General features: G+C 53.1%; 16 protein-coding genes. All 16 read right to left on the bottom strand.

Features of this window, described 5'->3' with window-relative positions; translation table 11 throughout:
• Positions 1 to 4: 4 nt before the first annotated feature.
• The gene (locus tag EV680_RS07860) at positions 5 to 451 is read right to left on the bottom strand and encodes an arsenate reductase/protein-tyrosine-phosphatase family protein (RefSeq protein ID WP_132954195.1); all 447 of its coding nucleotides are present in this window, start codon (positions 449 to 451) and stop codon (positions 5 to 7) included.
• A 15-nt stretch (positions 452 to 466) separates the two neighbouring features.
• A complete protein-coding gene (locus EV680_RS07855; protein WP_132954212.1) occupies positions 467 to 1,597 on the bottom strand; it encodes a polysaccharide export protein in 1,131 nt (376 codons plus the stop codon).
• Between the two features lie 41 nt (positions 1,598 to 1,638).
• Positions 1,639 to 3,540, bottom strand: a complete 1,902-nt coding sequence (locus tag EV680_RS07850; RefSeq protein ID WP_132954194.1) for a polysaccharide biosynthesis protein — start codon at positions 3,538 to 3,540, stop codon at positions 1,639 to 1,641.
• Positions 3,541 to 3,565: 25 nt separating this feature from the next.
• Positions 3,566 to 4,741: a DegT/DnrJ/EryC1/StrS family aminotransferase gene (locus tag EV680_RS07845; protein WP_132954193.1), complete on the bottom strand. Its 1,176-nt coding sequence runs from the start codon at positions 4,739 to 4,741 to the stop codon at positions 3,566 to 3,568.
• Positions 4,735 to 5,409: an HAD family hydrolase gene (locus EV680_RS07840; RefSeq protein ID WP_132954192.1), complete on the bottom strand. Its 675-nt coding sequence runs from the start codon at positions 5,407 to 5,409 to the stop codon at positions 4,735 to 4,737. Before EV680_RS07840 ends, EV680_RS07845 begins: the two co-directional genes overlap by 7 nt.
• 120 nt (positions 5,410 to 5,529) lie before the next feature.
• A complete protein-coding gene (locus EV680_RS07835) occupies positions 5,530 to 6,141 on the bottom strand; it encodes a sugar transferase (protein ID WP_132954191.1) in 612 nt (203 codons plus the stop codon).
• Positions 6,134 to 7,306: a glycosyltransferase gene (locus EV680_RS07830; RefSeq protein ID WP_132954190.1), complete on the bottom strand. Its 1,173-nt coding sequence runs from the start codon at positions 7,304 to 7,306 to the stop codon at positions 6,134 to 6,136. The genes EV680_RS07835 and EV680_RS07830 overlap by 8 nt, the downstream gene beginning before the upstream one ends.
• 11 nt (positions 7,307 to 7,317) lie before the next feature.
• The gene (locus EV680_RS07825) at positions 7,318 to 8,388 is read right to left on the bottom strand and encodes a glycosyltransferase family 4 protein (RefSeq protein ID WP_132954189.1); all 1,071 of its coding nucleotides are present in this window, start codon (positions 8,386 to 8,388) and stop codon (positions 7,318 to 7,320) included.
• Between the two features lie 4 nt (positions 8,389 to 8,392).
• Complete coding sequence (locus EV680_RS07820) at positions 8,393 to 9,661, bottom strand: O-antigen ligase family protein (protein WP_132954188.1); 1,269 nt, start codon at positions 9,659 to 9,661, stop codon at positions 8,393 to 8,395.
• A 22-nt stretch (positions 9,662 to 9,683) separates the two neighbouring features.
• On the bottom strand, positions 9,684 to 10,847 hold the full coding sequence (locus EV680_RS07815) for a glycosyltransferase (protein ID WP_132954187.1): 1,164 nt from the start codon (positions 10,845 to 10,847) through the stop codon (positions 9,684 to 9,686).
• Between the two features lie 36 nt (positions 10,848 to 10,883).
• Complete coding sequence (locus EV680_RS07810) at positions 10,884 to 12,302, bottom strand: lipopolysaccharide biosynthesis protein (RefSeq protein ID WP_132954186.1); 1,419 nt, start codon at positions 12,300 to 12,302, stop codon at positions 10,884 to 10,886.
• A 165-nt stretch (positions 12,303 to 12,467) separates the two neighbouring features.
• Positions 12,468 to 13,775 carry a nucleotide sugar dehydrogenase gene (locus EV680_RS07805; RefSeq protein ID WP_132954185.1) on the bottom strand — a complete coding sequence of 436 codons (1,308 nt, stop codon included), beginning with the start codon at positions 13,773 to 13,775 and terminating at the stop codon, positions 12,468 to 12,470.
• 321 nt (positions 13,776 to 14,096) lie between these two features.
• Positions 14,097 to 15,200 carry a bifunctional diaminohydroxyphosphoribosylaminopyrimidine deaminase/5-amino-6-(5-phosphoribosylamino)uracil reductase RibD gene (gene ribD, locus EV680_RS07800; protein ID WP_132954184.1) on the bottom strand — a complete coding sequence of 368 codons (1,104 nt, stop codon included), beginning with the start codon at positions 15,198 to 15,200 and terminating at the stop codon, positions 14,097 to 14,099.
• A gap of 365 nt (positions 15,201 to 15,565) precedes the next feature.
• The gene (locus tag EV680_RS07795) at positions 15,566 to 16,147 is read right to left on the bottom strand and encodes a cytochrome C (protein WP_132954183.1); all 582 of its coding nucleotides are present in this window, start codon (positions 16,145 to 16,147) and stop codon (positions 15,566 to 15,568) included.
• A gap of 73 nt (positions 16,148 to 16,220) precedes the next feature.
• Positions 16,221 to 16,685, bottom strand: a complete 465-nt coding sequence (nrdR, locus tag EV680_RS07790; protein WP_132954211.1) for a transcriptional regulator NrdR — start codon at positions 16,683 to 16,685, stop codon at positions 16,221 to 16,223.
• Between the two features lie 189 nt (positions 16,686 to 16,874).
• Positions 16,875 to 17,717, bottom strand: coding sequence for a class II glutamine amidotransferase (locus EV680_RS07785; protein WP_132954182.1), 843 nt, complete (start codon positions 17,715 to 17,717; stop codon positions 16,875 to 16,877).
• Positions 17,718 to 17,976 lie beyond the last annotated feature (259 nt).

Genomic DNA, 17,976 nt, shown 5'->3' with positions numbered 1-17,976 from the left:
TGGTTCAGCTATCGGTGGTTTGGAGAAGTTTTTCAGCCCAAAGTGTGGCGGCCTCTTCAAGTTGCTCAAACACGGCTTCAAACATATCATCGCTTTGGCGGTAGGGGTCGGGGATGCTTTTTTTGTGCAGCCACTGGCCAAACAACATGGTTTTGCTACGCGCGGCCGGTAAAATGTCGGCCACCGCTTCAATATGGCCCGGTTCCATCACCAAAATCAAATCGGCTTGCCGGCACATGTCTACGGTGAGTTGGCGGGCAGTGTGTCCGGCAACCACCACGCCGTGCCGCAAGGCGGTTTTGATGGCTTGGAAATCGGCATCGTTGCCTGTCAGCGCCCGGATGCCAGCTGAAGCGATTTGGTGCCCGGGCAGCTTTTTTTGCAGCAAGCGCTCGCCGGTGGGGGAGCGGCAGATATTGCCCACGCAGACAATTAAAATCTTTTGATACATGGCCTGTCCGGGCGCTTAGTTAAAGGTGTTGCCCAACGAGTTGGCGCCGGTAAACGAATTGATCAGCTGCGACACCACGCGGTTCCAGCGGGTAACCGGTGCGGCGGTGATATACACCACATCGTTGGCGCGCAACTTGAATTCGTTGCCCAATGCGTAAGCGGTGGCGTCTTTCAGGTCAAGCTGATAAATATGAATCGGTTTTTCAATATCTTGCGGCGCATTGCGGATCACAAACACGCCGGTGGCATCGGCCAAGGACTGATTCATACCGCCTGCTTCACCGATGGCTTCGGTGAGGTTGAGGCCGTGGTTGCCGATGCGCAAGGCGGCTTGCTTACCCGCTTCGCCCATCACATATACTTTGCTGTTGGCATTGGTCGGCACATATACAATGTCGCCGTGGCTGAGCAGGTGGTTTTGCGATAAATCGCCGAATTCGAGAATATCTTGTACGGAAATGGTGCGATCCACGCCGTTGTGGGTCCATTTGATGTTGTTGGTGTCGGCGTTTTCAGCCAGGCCGCCGGCCAAATCAAGGGCATCGAGCAGGGTAATGGGCACGTTGGTGAGCGGCAGCTGGCCGGCTTGGCCGACGGCGCCGGAAATGGAAACGCGCTGCGAGCGGAATTCGGCAACGTTTACCGATACTTGTGGGTTTTTGATATAGCGTTTCAGACGGCCTGTGAGCATGTTTTGCACTTCGGGCAGGGTTTTGCCGCGCACATAAAGTTTGCCTGCCAAAGGATAGGCAAGATAGCCTGCTTCATCCACCCACGTGCCGCTGCTGACCTGTTTGCTTTGCGGGCTCAAGGGGGAAGAGGGCACAGGGGAATTCAAATCAGGATGGTGCCACACCGTTACGTTGAGCACATCGCCGCTGCCGACGCGATAGCGGTATTCAGATTTTTGTGCGCTCAGGCCGGCATTGGGCTGGGCAAAACGTTGCGGCTGGCGCATGCTCTGCACCAGGCTCAGAGTGATGGGATAAACATTTACCCGGCTGTCGAGCGTGGTATTTTCAGCGGTGTCGTTTTCGTTGTAAACGATGGTTTTGTTGCTGGTGGACAAGCCCGAGCCGGGAATCACTGTGCAGCCGGCGGTAAAGGCAAGCAGCGATAAGCTGATGGCAGTCAGTTTTTTCAGTTTCACAGGAAATCTCTCTTGCTGCGGCCGTCTGAAACCTTTCAGACGGCCTGGTGGTTTTGTTGCCAGACTAAATCGCAAATGTCGTCTTTAGGTGCGAATCCGGTGGGCGCTTCCAGCAGCAGCCGGCGCAGGGTCAGTTGGTCGGATTGACGGCAGGCTTCATCCATGCGGGTGATTATGTCAGAAAGCACATTCCACGGAAGCATCACTTCACTGGCGGTCATGATGCGCGGATGAGTGGTCTTTTGAACCTCATCGCCGATCAAGAGTTCCTCATATAATTTTTCGCCGGGGCGCAAGCCGGTAACTTGGATTTCGATATCGCCCTCGGGGTGGCCGCTATCTTTCACTTCGAGGCCGCTCAAGCGGATCATTTGTTTGGCCAAATCGATGATTTTCACCGAATCGCCCATATCGAGCACAAACACATCGCCGCCTTTGCCCATGGCGCCGGCCTGAATCACGAGCTGCGCCGCTTCGGGGATGGTCATGAAGTAGCGGGTGATGTCGGCGTGGGTGAGCGTTACCGGGCCGCCGGCGGCGATTTGCTGCTCAAACACTGGCACCACGGAGCCGGATGAGCCCAGCACATTGCCGAAACGCACCATGCAAAAGCGGGTGCTCTGCCCGGGCTCGGCGGCGAGCGCCTGCAGCACCAATTCGGCCATGCGCTTGCTGGCGCCCATGGTGTTGGTGGGGCGCACGGCTTTATCGGTGGAAATCAGCACAAACGTTTCCACACGGGCATCGATGGCGGCTTGGGCGCAAAACATCGTGCCGTAAATATTGTTGCGCACGCCTTCGATGGTGTTGAATTCCACCATCGGCACATGTTTGTAGGCGGCGGCATGGTAAACGGTTTGTACGCCGAAAGCCTGCATAATGGTAAACAGGCGCTTGCGGTGCTGCACCGAGCCGAGGATGGGCAATACTTCGATAGCCGTGCCTGAGGCCGTCTGAAAATCGCGCAGCTCTTTGTCGATACTGTAGAGTGAAAACTCTGATAATTCAAATAGAATAAGTTTGGCCGGCCGGCTGCGGATAATTTGGCGGCACAATTCAGAGCCGATGGAGCCGCCCGCGCCGGTAACCATCACCACTTTGCCGCTGATGTCTGCCGCCATCAGCTCGGGGCGCGGGGCAACGGGATCGCGGCCGAGCAAATCAACCACCGAAACTTTTTTCAGCGAGCTGGCGCTGATTTTGCCGTCGACCAAATCTTTCATGCCCGGAATGGTGAGCACTTCGCAAGGATAAGCTTCGAGTTGGTGGATGATGTTTTTGCGCACTTCGGTGCTGGCGCTCGGAATGGCGAGCAGGATTTTTTCCACGCCGTAGCGGTTGATGAGGTTGCCGATTTCGGCAGGCTTGTGCACCGGTAAATCGTAAATCACCATGCGCTGGATGGCGGTGTTGTCGTCTACAAAGGCCACGGCGTTGTATTCGCTCACCTGCTTGATGGCTTCCAGCAGTTGGCGGCCGGATTGGCCGGCGCCGTAGATAATCACCGGAATCATCTGCTTGCGGTGGCGGTTGGTGAGCATGGTGCGCAGCATGATGCGCGAGCCGGCAATCAACACCACCAGCATCAGAAAATAAGCCACCGGCAAGGCCAGGCGCAGGCGCTGCTCAAACAGCAGCACGCTGAGGAAAAACAGCACGCCGGAAATGGCGCTGCCCAGCACCGCCGTGGTGAGCACTTTGGTGCTCACATAGCGGGTGACGGCGCGGTAAAGCCCCAAACGGGTAAACACCAGAATGGTCAATACGGCCGTGGCGGCAAAAGCCAGCCAGTTGGCCGGCTCGGCCCATTCTTGCGAATAGCTGGCTTTCAGATTTTGGGCAAACCAAAAAGCCACGAAAATCACCGCCACATCGTGTATTACGAAGATGATTTTTTTGATGTTGCGTGGCAGGGCGAGTAAAGAATCCAAATTCATGTCGGGTATTCCGATCAGCCTGTGCTCAGGCGCAGGCTTGGGTTAAAACGGTTTCGATGTGTTGGCAGCAAAAAGCGATTTCCGCTTCGGTGAGGGTGGGGTGCACCAAAAACATCAGGCTGGTGTCGCCCAATTCCACGGCATTTTTCAGGCGCTGTTGCGGCCGCCACGGCGTGTTGTCGAAGGCTTTTTCGAGATACACCTCCGAGCAGCTGCCTTGATAGCAGGGCACTTTGAGCGCGTTTAATTCATCCACGATGCGGTCGCGCGTCCAACCGGCTTTCAGACGGCCTGGGTTTACAAAAGCATAGAATTTGTATTGCGCGTGTTCGATATAATCGGGCACGTCCACCAGGCGGATGCAGGCGAATTTGCCCAGGCTTTGGGCGAGCTTGGCGGCGTTGGCTTGGCGCTTGGCCGTCCAGTCCGGCATGCGTTTGAGCTGGATGCGGCCGATGACGGCCTGCATTTCCATCATGCGCCAGTTGGTGCCGAAGCTCTCGTGCAACCAGCGAAAACCCGGTGCGTGTTCGCGGTGGTAAACGGCATCGTAGCTTTTGCCGTGGTCTTTATAAGCCCACATTTTCAACCACAATGCTTTATCGTTGGTGGTGACCATGCCGCCTTCGCCGCCGGTAGTCATGATTTTGTCTTGGCAAAACGACCAAGCGCCCACATGGCCGATGGAGCCGACGGGGCGGCCTTTATAGCGGGCACCGTGCGCTTGGGCGCAATCTTCAATCACCCACAGCTTATGTTTTTCGGCCAACGCCATAATGGCATCCATCTCAGCGGGCATGCCGGCCAGATGCACCACGATAATGGCTTTGGTGGTGGGGGTTAAGGCCGCTTGAATGGTGTCGGCGCTGATGTTTTGGCTGTTGAGATCCACATCGGCAAACACCGGATTGGCGCCGGCGGTGACAATGGCGGAGGCAGAGGCCAAAAAGGTGCGTGAGGTGACGATCACATCATCGCCCGCGCCGATATCCATGGCTTTGAGCGCCACATCCAGCGCCAGCGTGCCGTTGGCCAGCGCCACGGCGTATTCGGTGCCGGCAAACGCGGCAAATTCTTTTTCAAATTCGCGGCATTCTTGGCCGGTCCAGTAGTTGACTTTGTTGGAAAGCAATACGCGCGATACGGCATCGGCTTCTTCTTGGGTGAAGCTCGGCCACGGAGACAATGAAGTGTTTAACATAGCAAATCCTTGATTTCTTCTAAATGGTTGATCCAGTGATGCGGCTGATGGTCGTCGGGGAAATCGGCGGCCTCGTGCCGGTGGATATTGTGCGGTGCAGCACGCAGGCCTATGGTGCGCCAGCCTCTGCGGTTGGGGGTGACAAAATCTTTTTTGATGTTGTCGCCGATATAAATCCAGGTTTTGGCCGGATATTTTTCTTCTACAAACACAAAGCGCTCGGGCTGCGGTTTTTCCGAGGCGAAGGCTTCGGAAACCAACACATGCTCAAAGCAGTCGGCCAGCCCCAAGGCGGAAAGTTTCAAGCGTTGGGTGAGGCTGCGCCCATCGGTGATCAGGGCGCTGCCGGCAAATTGGCGGATAAGCTTCTTCAGCTTTTCAGACGGCATATAAGGCCGGATATCGGGCGTGTGCAAACGGTATTGCCACAATAGTGCGGCTTTTTCCGAATCGTTAAAATGGCAATAATCGCACAAATCATCCAGCCAGCTGTTGCCCTGCATATTGAGGGAAGAGAGCAATGCCTGCTTGTCGCATTGCGGATAAAGCTCGGCCACTTGGCGGCACACGGCTTTGATACCGGATACTTTATAGTCGAATTCGGCATAAAGCGTGTCGTCCAAATCAAACACAATCACGCTTTCATCGGCGCGAATCGGCGTGTTCATTGCTGCCTCCATGCTTTCGCGTTATTGCGGGGGATAAGCAAATTGTTTTTCCATTGGCGGGCAAAAGACGATTTCTTGATGCAGGGGTGCTGATGAGTTGTATGCATGGCAGAAATCATATTATTTTTCATCATCGTTTCCTGTGAAAAAAGGCATGGTGGCATCGTTTTGCGCGGAAATACCTTCTTTGATAAAGACTTTTTTTACGGTTAGCAGCAAAATTTTAATGTCAAGCCAAAGATTGTGGTGATCAACATACCACACATCGAGCTTGAATTTTTCATCCCATGAAAGCGCATTGCGACCGTTTACCTGCGCCCAGCCGGTGATGCCGGGCTTCACTTCGTTGCGGCGGCGCTGGAAATCGTTGTAGAGCGGCAGATATTGCATCAGCAAAGGACGGGGGCCGACAAGGCTCATGTCGCCTTTTAATACATTCCACAATTCGGGCAGCTCATCCAGGCTGCTGGCGCGCAGCTTGCGGCCAAACGGCGTGAGCCGCTCGTTGTCGGGCAGAGCCTGCCCATTTGCATCCACCGCATCGCGCATGGAGCGGAATTTCACCATTTTGAAAGGCTTGCCGTTTTGCCCCGGCCGGATTTGGGTGAAAAACACCGGCGCGCCGAGGTTTTTGCGGATCAGATAAATCAGCAGCAAAAACACCGGTGAGAGCAGCAATAATCCGGCGGCAGAGGCCAGAATATCCAATAAACGTTTCAACATATTATTCATGGGCAAGTTTCTCAATCAGGGTGATGATTTTTTGATAGGCCACATCGCGTTTGAAGCGGCGCACGATTTCTTCCGATTGCACCGGCCCGTTTCGCTGCTGCAAAATACGGCGGGCGGCGGCCACGAAGCCGTCTACATCGCCGGAGGGGTAATCGGCGTGCGGCAGCAAGGTGAGCACTTCGGCCACTTCATCATTCACCTGGCTGTTGAGAATCGGTTTTTGCAAGGCCATATAATCGGATAATTTGTTGGTAATCGACTGCATGGCATAGGAATGAATCGGGTTGACCGCAATATCGCAGCCTTTGGCGGTGGCAATCATTTCGGCATACGGTACATAGCCGTAAAAAATAATCGATTCATTCGCATAGGCTTTGAGCTTTTCCAAGTCGGGGCCGCCGCCCATGATGTGCAAGGCCACTTTTTCGCCGGCATCCAAAAGCTTTTGCACGCCTTTGCATACGGTTTCTACATCGTAGCTGAAGCTTAGCGTGCCCAGATAAAAGAAGTGGGTAAGGCCATCTGAAAAAGTTTTGGCGCTCACGCGCTCGAGCGTGTCGAAATCGGCGCCGATATACACCACTTCGCCGGGCGCATTGGGGTTGGCTTCGTGTGCGCGGTCAAGATAGGTTTGCGACACGGCCACCAGCGCATCGGCGGCGCGATAGGCGGCATTGGCGCGGCCGGCAAAGGGCAGCAGGTTATGCGGAATTTTTTTCAGCACGGGCAGCACGGCGGAAAACGATTCCGGCCACACGTCTTGCACATCGATAATCAGCTTATAGCCCAGCCGTGCTTTGTGTTTGCCCAAAAGAAGATTGGTGGCAATCAGGGGATAAGCGGAAAACACCACATCTTGCTCACCCGGGCGGCAGCTTTGCAGCCATTGCTCGAAATCTTTCACAAACACATCATGGCTTTTCAAGCGCGCGAGCGACACGTTTTTCGAATAGCCGCTCTCGTTCATCAGCTTGACTTTCAGACGGCCTTTGGAAGCAGCTTCGGCATCTTCAGGCCGTCTGAACGATTTATCGTAATGCTTGAAGTTGCTGGTAATCAGCAAAACATCATGCGATTGGCTCAAAAGCTCGGCCAAATACCAAAAGCGGTTGAAGTGCGGCTCATTGGGCAGCGAGCAATAAGGGGCAACAATGGTGATGTTCATCTGCTTATCCGTTACATATTATAGGCGGCCATGGTGGTGCGGTAGATTTCTTCATCGGAACAAAGCGTGGCAACGTGCTGATGAAGTGCTTTGCCCAGTTTTTCGCGCAAAGCTTTATCGTTTGCCAAGGTTTCAACGGCATCGGCAAATTCATCGGCATGCCCCAGTGCAATGCAATAGCCGGTTTGGCCGTTTATCACCATTTCGGAAATGCCCGCCATGTCGTAGGTAACCACCGGCGTGTCGTAAAGGCCGGCTTCGAGAATATTGTTGCCCACGCCTGCGCCATGATCGCCGGCACAATTGGGCGTGTTCACCAAAATATCCACATCCTTGAAATAAGTAGTCAAATCGCGTACGCCCCCCAGAAAAACCACTTTGTCGGCAATGCCCAAATCAGCGGCTTGAGCTTTAAGGTTGTCCATCTCTTCGCCGATGCCGGCCACGGAAAGACGCAGCGGCAGGCCGCGGTCAAGCAGGGTTTTGAATATGGGTAGCATTAGGTGCACGGCGCGCACTTTGTCCAAACGTGAAAGCGTGCCCAGCATCAGATAATCTTTTTCTGCTTTCTCGGGCACATAATCGGGTTTGTGCAAGGCGTTGTAGGTGTAGCTGATGCGGTTGGCGGGAAAGCCGTGGCGAATCAATTTTTCACGCTCGTGCTTGCAGTTGCCGATAATGTATACACCGAGTTTGTCGAATAATTTGGCGATTTTCGGGTAGGTTTCCGGATCCAGACCGCGAGCATGGTAAAACACTTTGGTTTTCGGAGAGGCGATTTTCGCGCTGATGGCACAGGCCGGCACAATACGGGCCATTTGGCAGTGTATGACATCGGGCTTTTCTGCGCGTAATAATTTAGTATAGGCGGCCATGCCTTTGAGATAGCCGAGCGTGCCGCCTTGATAGAAATCTATGGCTTGCCATCGGATGCCCAAATCTTGTGCTTCTGCAATCAGGGGGCCGTCTGAAGAAGCCAATATCACATCATGGCCGTATTGGCGCAGTAATCTGCCTAAACGGAATGTGGCATTTTCTGTGCCGCCCAGGCCGCTCATTGAAGAGGTAAGAATGATTTTCATAGATTTATTCCAAAGTTTTGTCACGCTGAGTGTTGTTGCATATTACATAAATAAAAATTAAAAAGCCGGGCAGCCATATAAACGGCATCCGCATGATGGTTGATGGTATGAAGCCGGCAACCAAAAAAATAATCATGCTGAACAGGGCAATAAAACGAGCCTTGGAGGACAAGCCTTGAGCGCTTATGCAGGTGAGTGAATAAACTGCGATGTAGGCAGTGAAGCTCAGTAAAGCAATGATGCCGAAAGCAAGATAAAGTTCAATGATGAAAGCGTGGGGGTTTGTGAAGCCCAAGCTGCTGCTCAGATGCCCGCCAAAATATTCATAAAAATTTCTCGGGCCGTAACCTGTATAGAGAAAAGGCGGGTTATTCCAAAAATAATGATAGATTTCCTGACGGTAAGAAACGGAATTGTCGCTGCCAAAATCGTATAAAAACAGATAAAGCCGCGAGGAAAAGCGCTCTAAAAATTCATTAGTGTTCAGGGAGAGTAAAAAATTTTGGATGATGGAGGGTGGAATCATCGCCAAAATAAGCGCAGCTGAGGCAAGTGAAACCACCGTTGCCAGCCCGTTTTGCCGGTATACCAGAAAAAATATCAACAACAATAAGTAAAGCAAAATGGCGGTGCGCGAGGCGCTGGCAAAAATAACGGCACCTAAGAGGGTAAATAAAGCCCAGCCGGTGAGTGTGCTTTTGGTGGTGTTGCCGCAAAGCTGAAAGAAAAACAAGATGGCCGGGGTGATGCATAAAGCCGCAGTGGCCAAATTATTCGGATTGAAAAAAAGGCCTTTCAGTGTGCCGGTATCCAAGGAAAGCGCCTCATCGGCAAACACAAACTGAAATCCGGTTGCTAATTCGATGATGGAGGGAAGCGTAATGAAGCAGGTGAAGCAAAAAAGAAAGGTTTGGATAAATTTTAATTTGTGCGGATGCCTGCTTATGATTAAAAAAAGCATATAAAAAAAGCATGGCAAAATAGCAAACAACATCAAATCGGCAAATAAAGTGGCGCTGATGGGTGAGATAAAAAGGTGCAAAAGCCCCCAACCGCTCATCAGAGAGAGCGGCAGCAAAGCGTAGATTATTTTTTTAGGGAAACCTTTTTTCTCGCATAAAAAAATGACTATTGTGGATAGAATAAACAGCAATGCCATCGGGTTGTCGATACGCGGTATCCCCACTCGATAAGACAGCGTGGGGCCGATCATGAATGCGATTAGCATGCCGTAAACCAGCGAGATATAAAGGGTTGAGCTTTTAATTTTCACGTTTGGGCCTGTCAAGCGCAATCTAATCAGAAGTGGCGGCACGGTAGGTTGCCATAAGCTGTGCCACCACACTATGTTCGCCAAATTCAGCCAGGCATGCCTGCCTTAGCTGCTCTGGTATGTATTGGCGATGGTTGTCATGCAGCTTAAGCAAGCCTTCCGTTAGTGCTTGCTGGTTTTCAGACGGCACCAACAGACCGTTGCTTTCGGTAACAATGCTTTCAGGGCCGCCGCAACGGGTGGCCAAAACCGGCAAGCCTTGTGCCAATGCCTCAATAAACACCACGCCGAAGGTTTCAATACGGCTGGCCAGCACAAAAGCGTCACTCTCATACATCAATCGCAACACTTCTTCATTTTTCAGCCCACCTAAAAATGCCACCGAATCGCCCAAATTTAAATTGGCAGCCAATTGGCGCAAACCGGCTTCTTCGGGGCCGGTGCCGCCGATTTTAAGCTTCAGGCCGGGGCGGGTTTTCAAGGCTTCGGCAAAGGCCGGTAATAAAATATCAAACCCCTTTTTGTGCTGCAGGTGGGCAACGGAGCAAAAAGTAAAATGTTCGTTTTGGGGCTTGGCAGACAAATCAACGGGTGCTTCGAATTTGGCTGAGAGAATATTGGGCAAGTATGCCCAGCTCAAACCTTTATATTCGTTTTGCAGCAAGGAGCAAAATTCTTTGCTCACCGCAAGGCGGGCCGCCGCTTTTTCTGCAGCAGGCTGCATGGCCGGCCATTGCCAATCGTGGATGAGTTTGCGTGCATAAGTGGAGCTGTGTTCGGTAATCACATAAGGAATGCCGGTTTCCTGATGAATGGCATGAGCGAGAATGCCGGCATGATTCATGCAATGGGCGTGCAGAATATCCGGTTTGCCGTGTTGGGCGACATAGCGGGCAAACAGCTTTTTGCCGGCACGCACCCAGCGATCGCGGTCGATGCGCATGCGGGGAAAGAAATACATGGTTTGGTAGGCAAACGTCGGCACATCCTGCTCTACATATTGGCGAAAACCGTATTGGGAGGAAAAAAGTGTGTCCGGCCGGCCGCGCATAGAGCGAAATTGTGGTGCGATCACGCCTACGGTGAGGCCGGCGCGCTGCAAGGCTTGTGCTTGCTGGCGGAAAAAAATGCCGTCAACATCGTCAGGGGTTTCGGGATACCAAGAGGGTAGAATCAATACATGCATGGTTGTTGGCTCATTTATAAAGATTAATCAAGCGTTTTATCTTTGTTTCAGACGGCCTGAGAGGGTTGTGAACACACGGTGCAGCACTTGCTTGTGCTGTAAGCAAAGCCAAATAAGGGTAATCAGCCAAACAGCAGCAAAGGCAAAATAATTATCGCGATTGCCTGCGTAAGTGTAGGCCAGGCAAACGGCTAGGCATGCAAAAGTGGTGCCGTATACTTTCAGGCGCGGCAGCGGTTGCCACAATCGCAGAGATGCTTCGGTTTTCATCACAAAAAACAGCCAAAATGAAACAGCAGTAGACATCGCCGCACCACGCGCGCCCAGCTTGGGAATCAAGAAATAAAGCAAACCCAAATTGCACAAAAGCGCCAACAGAGAAAAAACGGTAATCAACCAAGTGCGTTTGCTCACATTGATGCCGATGCCGGTAACTTCAGTGAGCGTGTAGAGCAGAGGAAACAAAATGCTCGATAATAAAATAAACTGCACCGGCGCATATTTTTCAGGCAGCAGCAAGGGAACCAAGGGAGAAAAAAGGCCGACAAGGCACAAAATCGCCACGCATAAAGCCAGCATCACATCGACAATGCCGCTGATTTTATCCAGATTGACACCCTCTTTAACCCATTTAAACACCATCGGCGCCCAAATGGTGGAGAAAATACTTTGAAAAATCAGTGCTATAGCGCCAAAGCTGACCGCCATTGAATAAACACCCAGCTCACTCAAGTCGGCCAATTGTTTCAGTAAGAAACGGTCGATTGAAGATAATCCCCAATAAGCGAGGCCGCCCAATGCCAGCGGCAGGCCGTAGCGGAGTGTTTCACGCATCAGCGGCAGGCTCATGGATGAGCGCATGGCTTGGCAAACTTCACTGCGGGTTTGTAAAGCCAAAACGGCTACTGTCAACACTTGCGCCAAAGCGTAGGCCAAAATCAGGTTGAAAGTGGTTTTTGGCAGGTTAAAGAAAATGTAAAGCAATATCAGCAGCAAAATTAAAATTTTAGGAATGAGCTGGCTGAGCGAGAAAGCATAGGCACGCTCCTGCATCCGTAAAATGGCGGAAAGGTAGCGGGTAATGAAAGTAGTAAAAATAAAAATAATGCAAAGCAGCCCGAGCGAGGGCGCAGAAAGATTCAATATCCATTGCGCAGGCAATTCGAGCTTGAAAAATAATGCAACACATGCAGCAATTATCAAGGCCAAGGGCAAGATGAAGATATTTTTAAATAAAGCCGGTTTGTTTTCTGCGGCATGATATTCGCGAATGTAAGCCTGATCCAATCCCAAGCCCATCACCAGTAAAACCATGCCGGCAACGGTTTGCAGCAACACGATACGGCCGATATCCTCGGCGCTGAAATACCAAGAAATTAAGGGCAAAGCGATGGCGCTGGCCGCTGCGCTGCCGAGCGGGCCCAAAGCATAGCCGATTAATTTTTGAGTATTCATGCGGCAATCCGAGGGTGGATATGGATTTGAGAGGTATGGAGTTTTTCAGACGGCCTTGAGTTTTACATGGCAGGCCGTCTGAAAATCATCTGCAAGCTCTGTGCAGATACAGCATAAAAATGCCATATGCCAGTGCACAGCCCGGCATATGGCAAGGGCTTTTGTTTATGCTTTGATAACTTTGGCGCTTTTGCCGGGGAAACGGCCACGGGTGTCGATAATCAGCTTGGCGTGTTTTTCCAGCAGGGCGTAATCAAATTTGTCATGATCGGTGGTTAGCACCAAACAATCAAATTTTTCAATATTTTCAGCAGTCAGCGGCTCGCTAGCAAGATCGAAATAATGGTGGCCTGCGATTTTGGGGAACACCGGCACATGCGGATCTGCATAGGAGATATCGGCGCCCAGCGCATGCAGGCGATCCATCACTTCCACAGAAGGGCTTTCGCGCATGTCGTCTACATTTTTCTTGTAAGCGATGCCCAGCACCAGAATTTTGCTGCCTTTAATGGCACGGTTGTGATCATTCAGCGCCAGCCCGACTTTGCTGATGACATAATCGGGCATATGCGAATTCACTTCGCCGGCCAATTCGATAAAGCGAGTGTTTACGCCGTATTCGCGCGCTTTCCAGGTGAGGTAGAAAGGGTCGATCGGGATGCAGTGGCCGCCCAAGCCCGGGCCGGGGTAATAGGCTACAAAGCCGAAAGGCTTGGTGGCCGCGGCGCTGATCACTTCATGGATGTCGATGTCCATTTTATCGGCGACGATTTTCATTTCGTTCACCAAACCGATGTTGACGGCGCGGTGGATGTTTTCCAAAAGCTTGGTCAATTCGGCCGCTTTGGTGGAGCTCACCGGCACCACTTGATCGATGGCCGGCTGATAAAGCGCAATGCCCACTTCCAAGCAGGCGGGGGTGTGGCCGCCGATCACTTTCGGAATGGTGCGGGTTTCGAAATTGGGGTTGCCCGGGTCTTCACGCTCGGGCGAGTAAACCAGAAATACGTTTTCGCCTACTTTGAGGCCGTTTTCTTCTACACGCGGCAGCAATTCTTCTTCGGTGGTGCCGGGGTAAGTGGTGCTCTCCAGCGACAACACCTGGCCTGCGCGCAGATAAGGTTTTACGGCATCGGTGGTGTTGATCACAAAGCTCATGTCCGGCTCGCGGTATTTGTTGAGCGGCGTGGGCACGCACAAAATCACGGCTTCCACTTCGCCGATTCGTGAAAAATCGGTGGTGGCTTCAAACAGGTTTTTGCTGGCTTCGGCGATTTTTTCGGCGGGAATGTGTTCGATATAGCTTTGGCCTTGGTTGAGCTTGGCCACTTTTTCTTCATCGATGTCAAAACCCAAAACCTGATAGCCGATATCGACATAGCGCAGCATCAGGGGCAGGCCGACATAGCCCAAGCCGACAATGCCGATTTTGGCGCTTTTGTCGGCGAATTTTTGGATGGTTGTATTTTTCATGACAGCTCTCTAAAAAGGATGGGATAAAGAAAAGAAAAAACGTAAATAAGGGAAAGATAACTCAGTTAAAGACAAGCAATGTCGGATTTGGTTTCAACACAAAGGCCGTCTGAAACAAAATACCGCGGATGATACCCGAATAGAATAAAGATGAAACGCATCATAATCAGCAGCATGGGAAACCGCAAACTGATGATACTTACCGTAGTCAATTTATGACTGTGCGGTAGTTGAGAACTGTTTTTAACAAAGGCAGGTATTATTTTTTAATAAATAATGAAAGGGTTGCGTTTAACCGCTTTGCCGCAAGCAGCCGTTTCATCAGGCTTGGCGCGGGTGCAGCACCCATTTGATGTCATCGCCGATGCGGGTGAGGGTGGTGGTTTGCCAAGCGGCCGTGCGGCTGAGCACGAGCGGATTTTCCGGCAGCACAAACAGGCCGCGCGCTTGGCTGCCGAGGATTTTCGGCGCTTGGTATAACACGATTTCATCGGCTAAATTTTCTTGCAGAAACGCGCCGGCCAAAGTGGCGCCGGCTTCCACCATCACTTCGCCGAAGCCCAAAGCGGCCAGCTGCACGAGCAAATCGTGTAAATCAATGCGCCCTTGCGTTTCAGACGGCCTGATGATGCGGATATGCTCATGGCGGCGGTAAGGCGCTAAGCGGTTTTCGTCTTCCACCAAGGTGGCAATCACGGTGGGGCTGCCGCCATCTTGCACGAGCTTGCTCTCGAGCGGCGTTTGCAGGCGGCTGTCGAGCACCACGCGGGCTGGCTGGCGCAGGGTGGGGAAATCGCGCACATTCAATTGCGGGTTGTCGGCCAACACGGTGCCGATGCCGGTGAGAATGGCGCAGCTCTCGGCACGCAAAATCTGCACATCGGCGCGCGCTTCTGCGCCGGTAATCCATTGGCTTTGGCCGTTGGCAAGCGCGGTTTTGCCATCGAGGCCGGCGGCGCATTTCAGGCGCACAAACGGGCGTGCGCGCTCGATGCGGGATAAAAAGCCGCGGTTGAGCGCGCGCGCTTCTGTTTGCAGCAGGCCGTCTGAAACATCTATGCCGGCTTCGCGCAACATTGCCAGCCCTTTGCCGGCCACCAGTGGGTTGGGGTCGGCCATGGCGGCCACCACGCGCGTCACGCCGGCTTCAATCAAGCCTTTGGCGCAAGGCGGCGTGCGGCCGTAGTGGCTGCAGGGCTCCAGCGTGACATAAGCAGTGGCGCCTGCGGCCAGCGCGCCGGCTTGACGCAGCGCGTGCACTTCGGCGTGCGGGCCGCCGGCCTGAAGGTGAAAGCCTTGCCCCACAATTTGGCTGCCGCGCGCAATCACGCAGCCCACGCGCGGATTGGGCGAAGTGGAAAAACGCCCTTGCCAAGCGAGGGCGAGGGCGTTTTGCATCATGCTGATATCAAGTTCGCTGAACATAATCTGCCTGTGGTGAGGGCGCGCGGGGCGATTCAAAGCTTTCAGACGGCCTGATGTGTCAATCGGATTATTGAATCCGATATTTGGCCGCTAAGGCTGAAACAAGGCCGCCATTTTGTTTTTTAAGCCAATGTCGGATTCGGGAATCCGACACTTGCAGCGCAGAAGGCCTTATATCGATTCTAAAAAATAACCTTACAAAATAAAAGCAGTTCGGCAGCATCATCCGCGTAGGTCGGATTCTTGAATCCGACGTTTGGTCAACGGCCAAAGCGATGTGCGTGCCTTGTTCTGCGAACAAGTGTCGGATTCGAGAATCCGACCTACAGGCTGCCTGTTTGTATATTATTTTTTTCGAATGGGTATTACTTAATCAGGTTGACTTCTTTGAGCGCGGCGGCCAATGCGGTTTGCGGCGCGCTGCTGCTGTTGGCGCACACATTATAAAGATTGGCGTTGTCATAAATGGCGATGCAGTTTTCCAGCAAAGTGCCGCCTGCGCCATCGGCTTGGCTGAAGCGGTAGTTCATGCGGTTGTCGGTGGCAGCGCCCACTTGCACATCGGCCAAGCCTTCGGCGCTGTTGAGTGCGCTTTTCAGGTTGGCGAAATAGGTTTTGGCATCGCTTTTGGCCGCGCCCAGATTGGCGGCATAAACGGTGATGCCGCTGGCGCTGTCGCGCTCAAGCAAAGTGAGCTCGCTTTGGGCGATGCCCTCGGGGCGCTCGTCGGCTTGTTCGATGATGTTTTCAAAATGGCCGCCGGGAATGGTGATGCGGATTTTGCTGTCGCTGCTTTCGAGGGTTTGCACGGCGTTGGCGGCGGGGGCGGAAGCGGCTGCACCGGAGGCGGCGCTTTCAGGGGCAACGGAGGTTTCGGCTTTTTGGCCGCAGGCGCTCAGGCCGATAATCAGGGTGGCGAGCAGGGCGGATGATAAGGGTGATTTCATCAGAAATGTCCGTGAGTAAAATGGAAACGCAAGCGCAGAGTATAGCAAAATAAATGTGCTGCGGGCGCGGGGCTTAGCGTTTTTTTGCGCCTTTGGGCAAGGTGGCGATGGCTTGGGTGAATTCGGATACGTCGCAAAAGCTTTTATACACGGAAGCAAAGCGCACATAAGCCACTTGATCGATTTCGGCGAGCGCGTCCATGGCCATTTCGCCCACCAGCTGCGAGGGCACTTCTTTTTGGCCGAGGCGGTAGAGGCGCTGCTCGATCAAGGCCACGGTGTCGTCGATGCGCTCGGCATCTATCGGGCGCTTGTGCAGGGCGCGCTCCAGGCTGGTGCGCAGCTTGTGGGGGTTGAAGGCCACCCGCGCGCCGGTGCTTTTGATGATTTGCGGCATGCGCATTTCCACAGTTTCGAAAGTGCTGAAACGCTGATCGCAATGCTGGCAACGGCGCCGCCGCCGGATGCTGTTGGTTTCTTCCAGCAGCCGCGAGTCGGTGACCTGGGTGTTGAGGTTGTTGCAAAACGGGCATTTCATGGTGTGGCTGCCGATAAGGAGGTGATGGTTTATTGTAGCGTAATCGGGTGGATTGTGCAGCGCATGCGGTGTGCGCACAGGCCGTCTGAAACCTTTCAGACGGCCTGTGCGCCAATTATGCCAAACCTAAAAAGCAAGGTAACTAGGCGGCAAGGCGGGGCGGCGCGGCCGATTTGTTTTGGGCTTGTATCACACCGACACGCCGGCGGCGCGCGCAATGTCCAGCCCTTCTTCGGCACTCATATACACGGGATGCGCCGGTACATCGCGGCGCACGATGTCGCCGCCTTCAAACATCACCAATTCGTTTACCGCCAGCTGCTGCCAGGTTTCGTTGACCGTGAGCGGTAGAGTGGCAATCACCGCCACTTTGTCGTTGGGCGTGGTGACGGCGGCAAAGTCGATGGCTACATCGTCGTCAAGCAGCTTCGCTTGGCCGAAAGGCGCTTTGCGCACGATGTAATACAAAAGCGTGCTGGCGTGGGCAAACAGAAAATCGCCGTTGGACATCATAAAATTAAACAGGCCGTGGCTGCGGATTTCGGCGGTGAGCGCGGCCACGGCGGCGAATAAGGTGTCGTTGTCGGGCTTGTGGCGGAAGCGTTGGCGCAATTGTTCCAAAATATGGCAAAAAGCGCGTTCGGAATCGGTGTTGCCCACGGGGCAATAATAATCGCCGGGGGCGGGGGAAAAGTGTTTCAGATGGCCGTTGTGGGCAAACAGCCAATATTCGCCCCACAATTCGCGCATAAAAGGGTGGGTGTTGGCCAGCGAGGTTTGCCCTTGCGTGGCTTTGCGGATGTGGGCGATGACGTTTTCCGATTTGATTTGATAGGCGCGCACCAAATCGGCCACCGGCGAATGGGCGCTGGGCTTGTCGTCGTGAAACAGGCGCACGCCGCGGCCTTCGAAAAAGCCGATGCCGAAGCCGTCGGCATGGTGGTCGGTGAGGCCGCCGCGCAGGCGGAAGCCTTCAAATGAAAACACGATGTCGGTGGGGGTGTTGCAATTCATGCCCAAAAGCTGGCACATGGCATATCCTTAAAATGTAAACGTTTGCTGCAAAATGGATATTTTAACATGAGGGCTGAGATAAAGGCGCAATAAGCCACAGGCCGAAACCTTTACTAAACGCCTTTCTGTTGCTCTTGCGCAGGCAGGAGCCCGGCCTGACGCGAAGCTTCAGTTGTCGGGCAGGCGAGTATTATCAAGCGAAAACAATCAAGCATTTGATTTTATATGTAATTAATTATTTTCAGAAATGCACAAGGCAAACAAAGCGCTGCGTTGC

The organism is Uruburuella suis (assembly GCF_004341385.1).
GTDB lineage: Bacteria > Pseudomonadota > Gammaproteobacteria > Burkholderiales > Neisseriaceae > Neisseria > Neisseria suis.
Note: the sequence above shows the minus strand (reverse complement) of the source record. Positions and strands in the feature narration are given on the sequence as shown.

What these genes read in the sequence shown, in the direction of transcription:
- EV680_RS07830 (WP_132954190.1), bottom strand. Translation starts at nt 7,306, where the DNA reads ATGAACATCACCATTGTTGCCCCTTATTGCTCGCTGCCCAATGAGCCG.
- EV680_RS07805 (WP_132954185.1), bottom strand. Translation starts at nt 13,775, where the DNA reads ATGAAAAATACAACCATCCAAAAATTCGCCGACAAAAGCGCCAAAATC.
- EV680_RS07815 (WP_132954187.1), bottom strand. Translation starts at nt 10,847, where the DNA reads ATGCATGTATTGATTCTACCCTCTTGGTATCCCGAAACCCCTGACGAT.
- nrdR (WP_132954211.1), bottom strand. Translation starts at nt 16,685, where the DNA reads ATGAAATGCCCGTTTTGCAACAACCTCAACACCCAGGTCACCGACTCG.
- EV680_RS07795 (WP_132954183.1), bottom strand. Translation starts at nt 16,147, where the DNA reads ATGAAATCACCCTTATCATCCGCCCTGCTCGCCACCCTGATTATCGGC.
- ribD (WP_132954184.1), bottom strand. Translation starts at nt 15,200, where the DNA reads ATGTTCAGCGAACTTGATATCAGCATGATGCAAAACGCCCTCGCCCTC.
- EV680_RS07860 (WP_132954195.1), bottom strand. Translation starts at nt 451, where the DNA reads ATGTATCAAAAGATTTTAATTGTCTGCGTGGGCAATATCTGCCGCTCC.
- EV680_RS07835 (WP_132954191.1), bottom strand. Translation starts at nt 6,141, where the DNA reads ATGAATAATATGTTGAAACGTTTATTGGATATTCTGGCCTCTGCCGCC.
- EV680_RS07845 (WP_132954193.1), bottom strand. Translation starts at nt 4,741, where the DNA reads ATGTTAAACACTTCATTGTCTCCGTGGCCGAGCTTCACCCAAGAAGAA.
- EV680_RS07840 (WP_132954192.1), bottom strand. Translation starts at nt 5,409, where the DNA reads ATGAACACGCCGATTCGCGCCGATGAAAGCGTGATTGTGTTTGATTTG.
- EV680_RS07850 (WP_132954194.1), bottom strand. Translation starts at nt 3,540, where the DNA reads ATGAATTTGGATTCTTTACTCGCCCTGCCACGCAACATCAAAAAAATC.
- EV680_RS07810 (WP_132954186.1), bottom strand. Translation starts at nt 12,302, where the DNA reads ATGAATACTCAAAAATTAATCGGCTATGCTTTGGGCCCGCTCGGCAGC.
- EV680_RS07825 (WP_132954189.1), bottom strand. Translation starts at nt 8,388, where the DNA reads ATGAAAATCATTCTTACCTCTTCAATGAGCGGCCTGGGCGGCACAGAA.
- EV680_RS07785 (WP_132954182.1), bottom strand. Translation starts at nt 17,717, where the DNA reads ATGTGCCAGCTTTTGGGCATGAATTGCAACACCCCCACCGACATCGTG.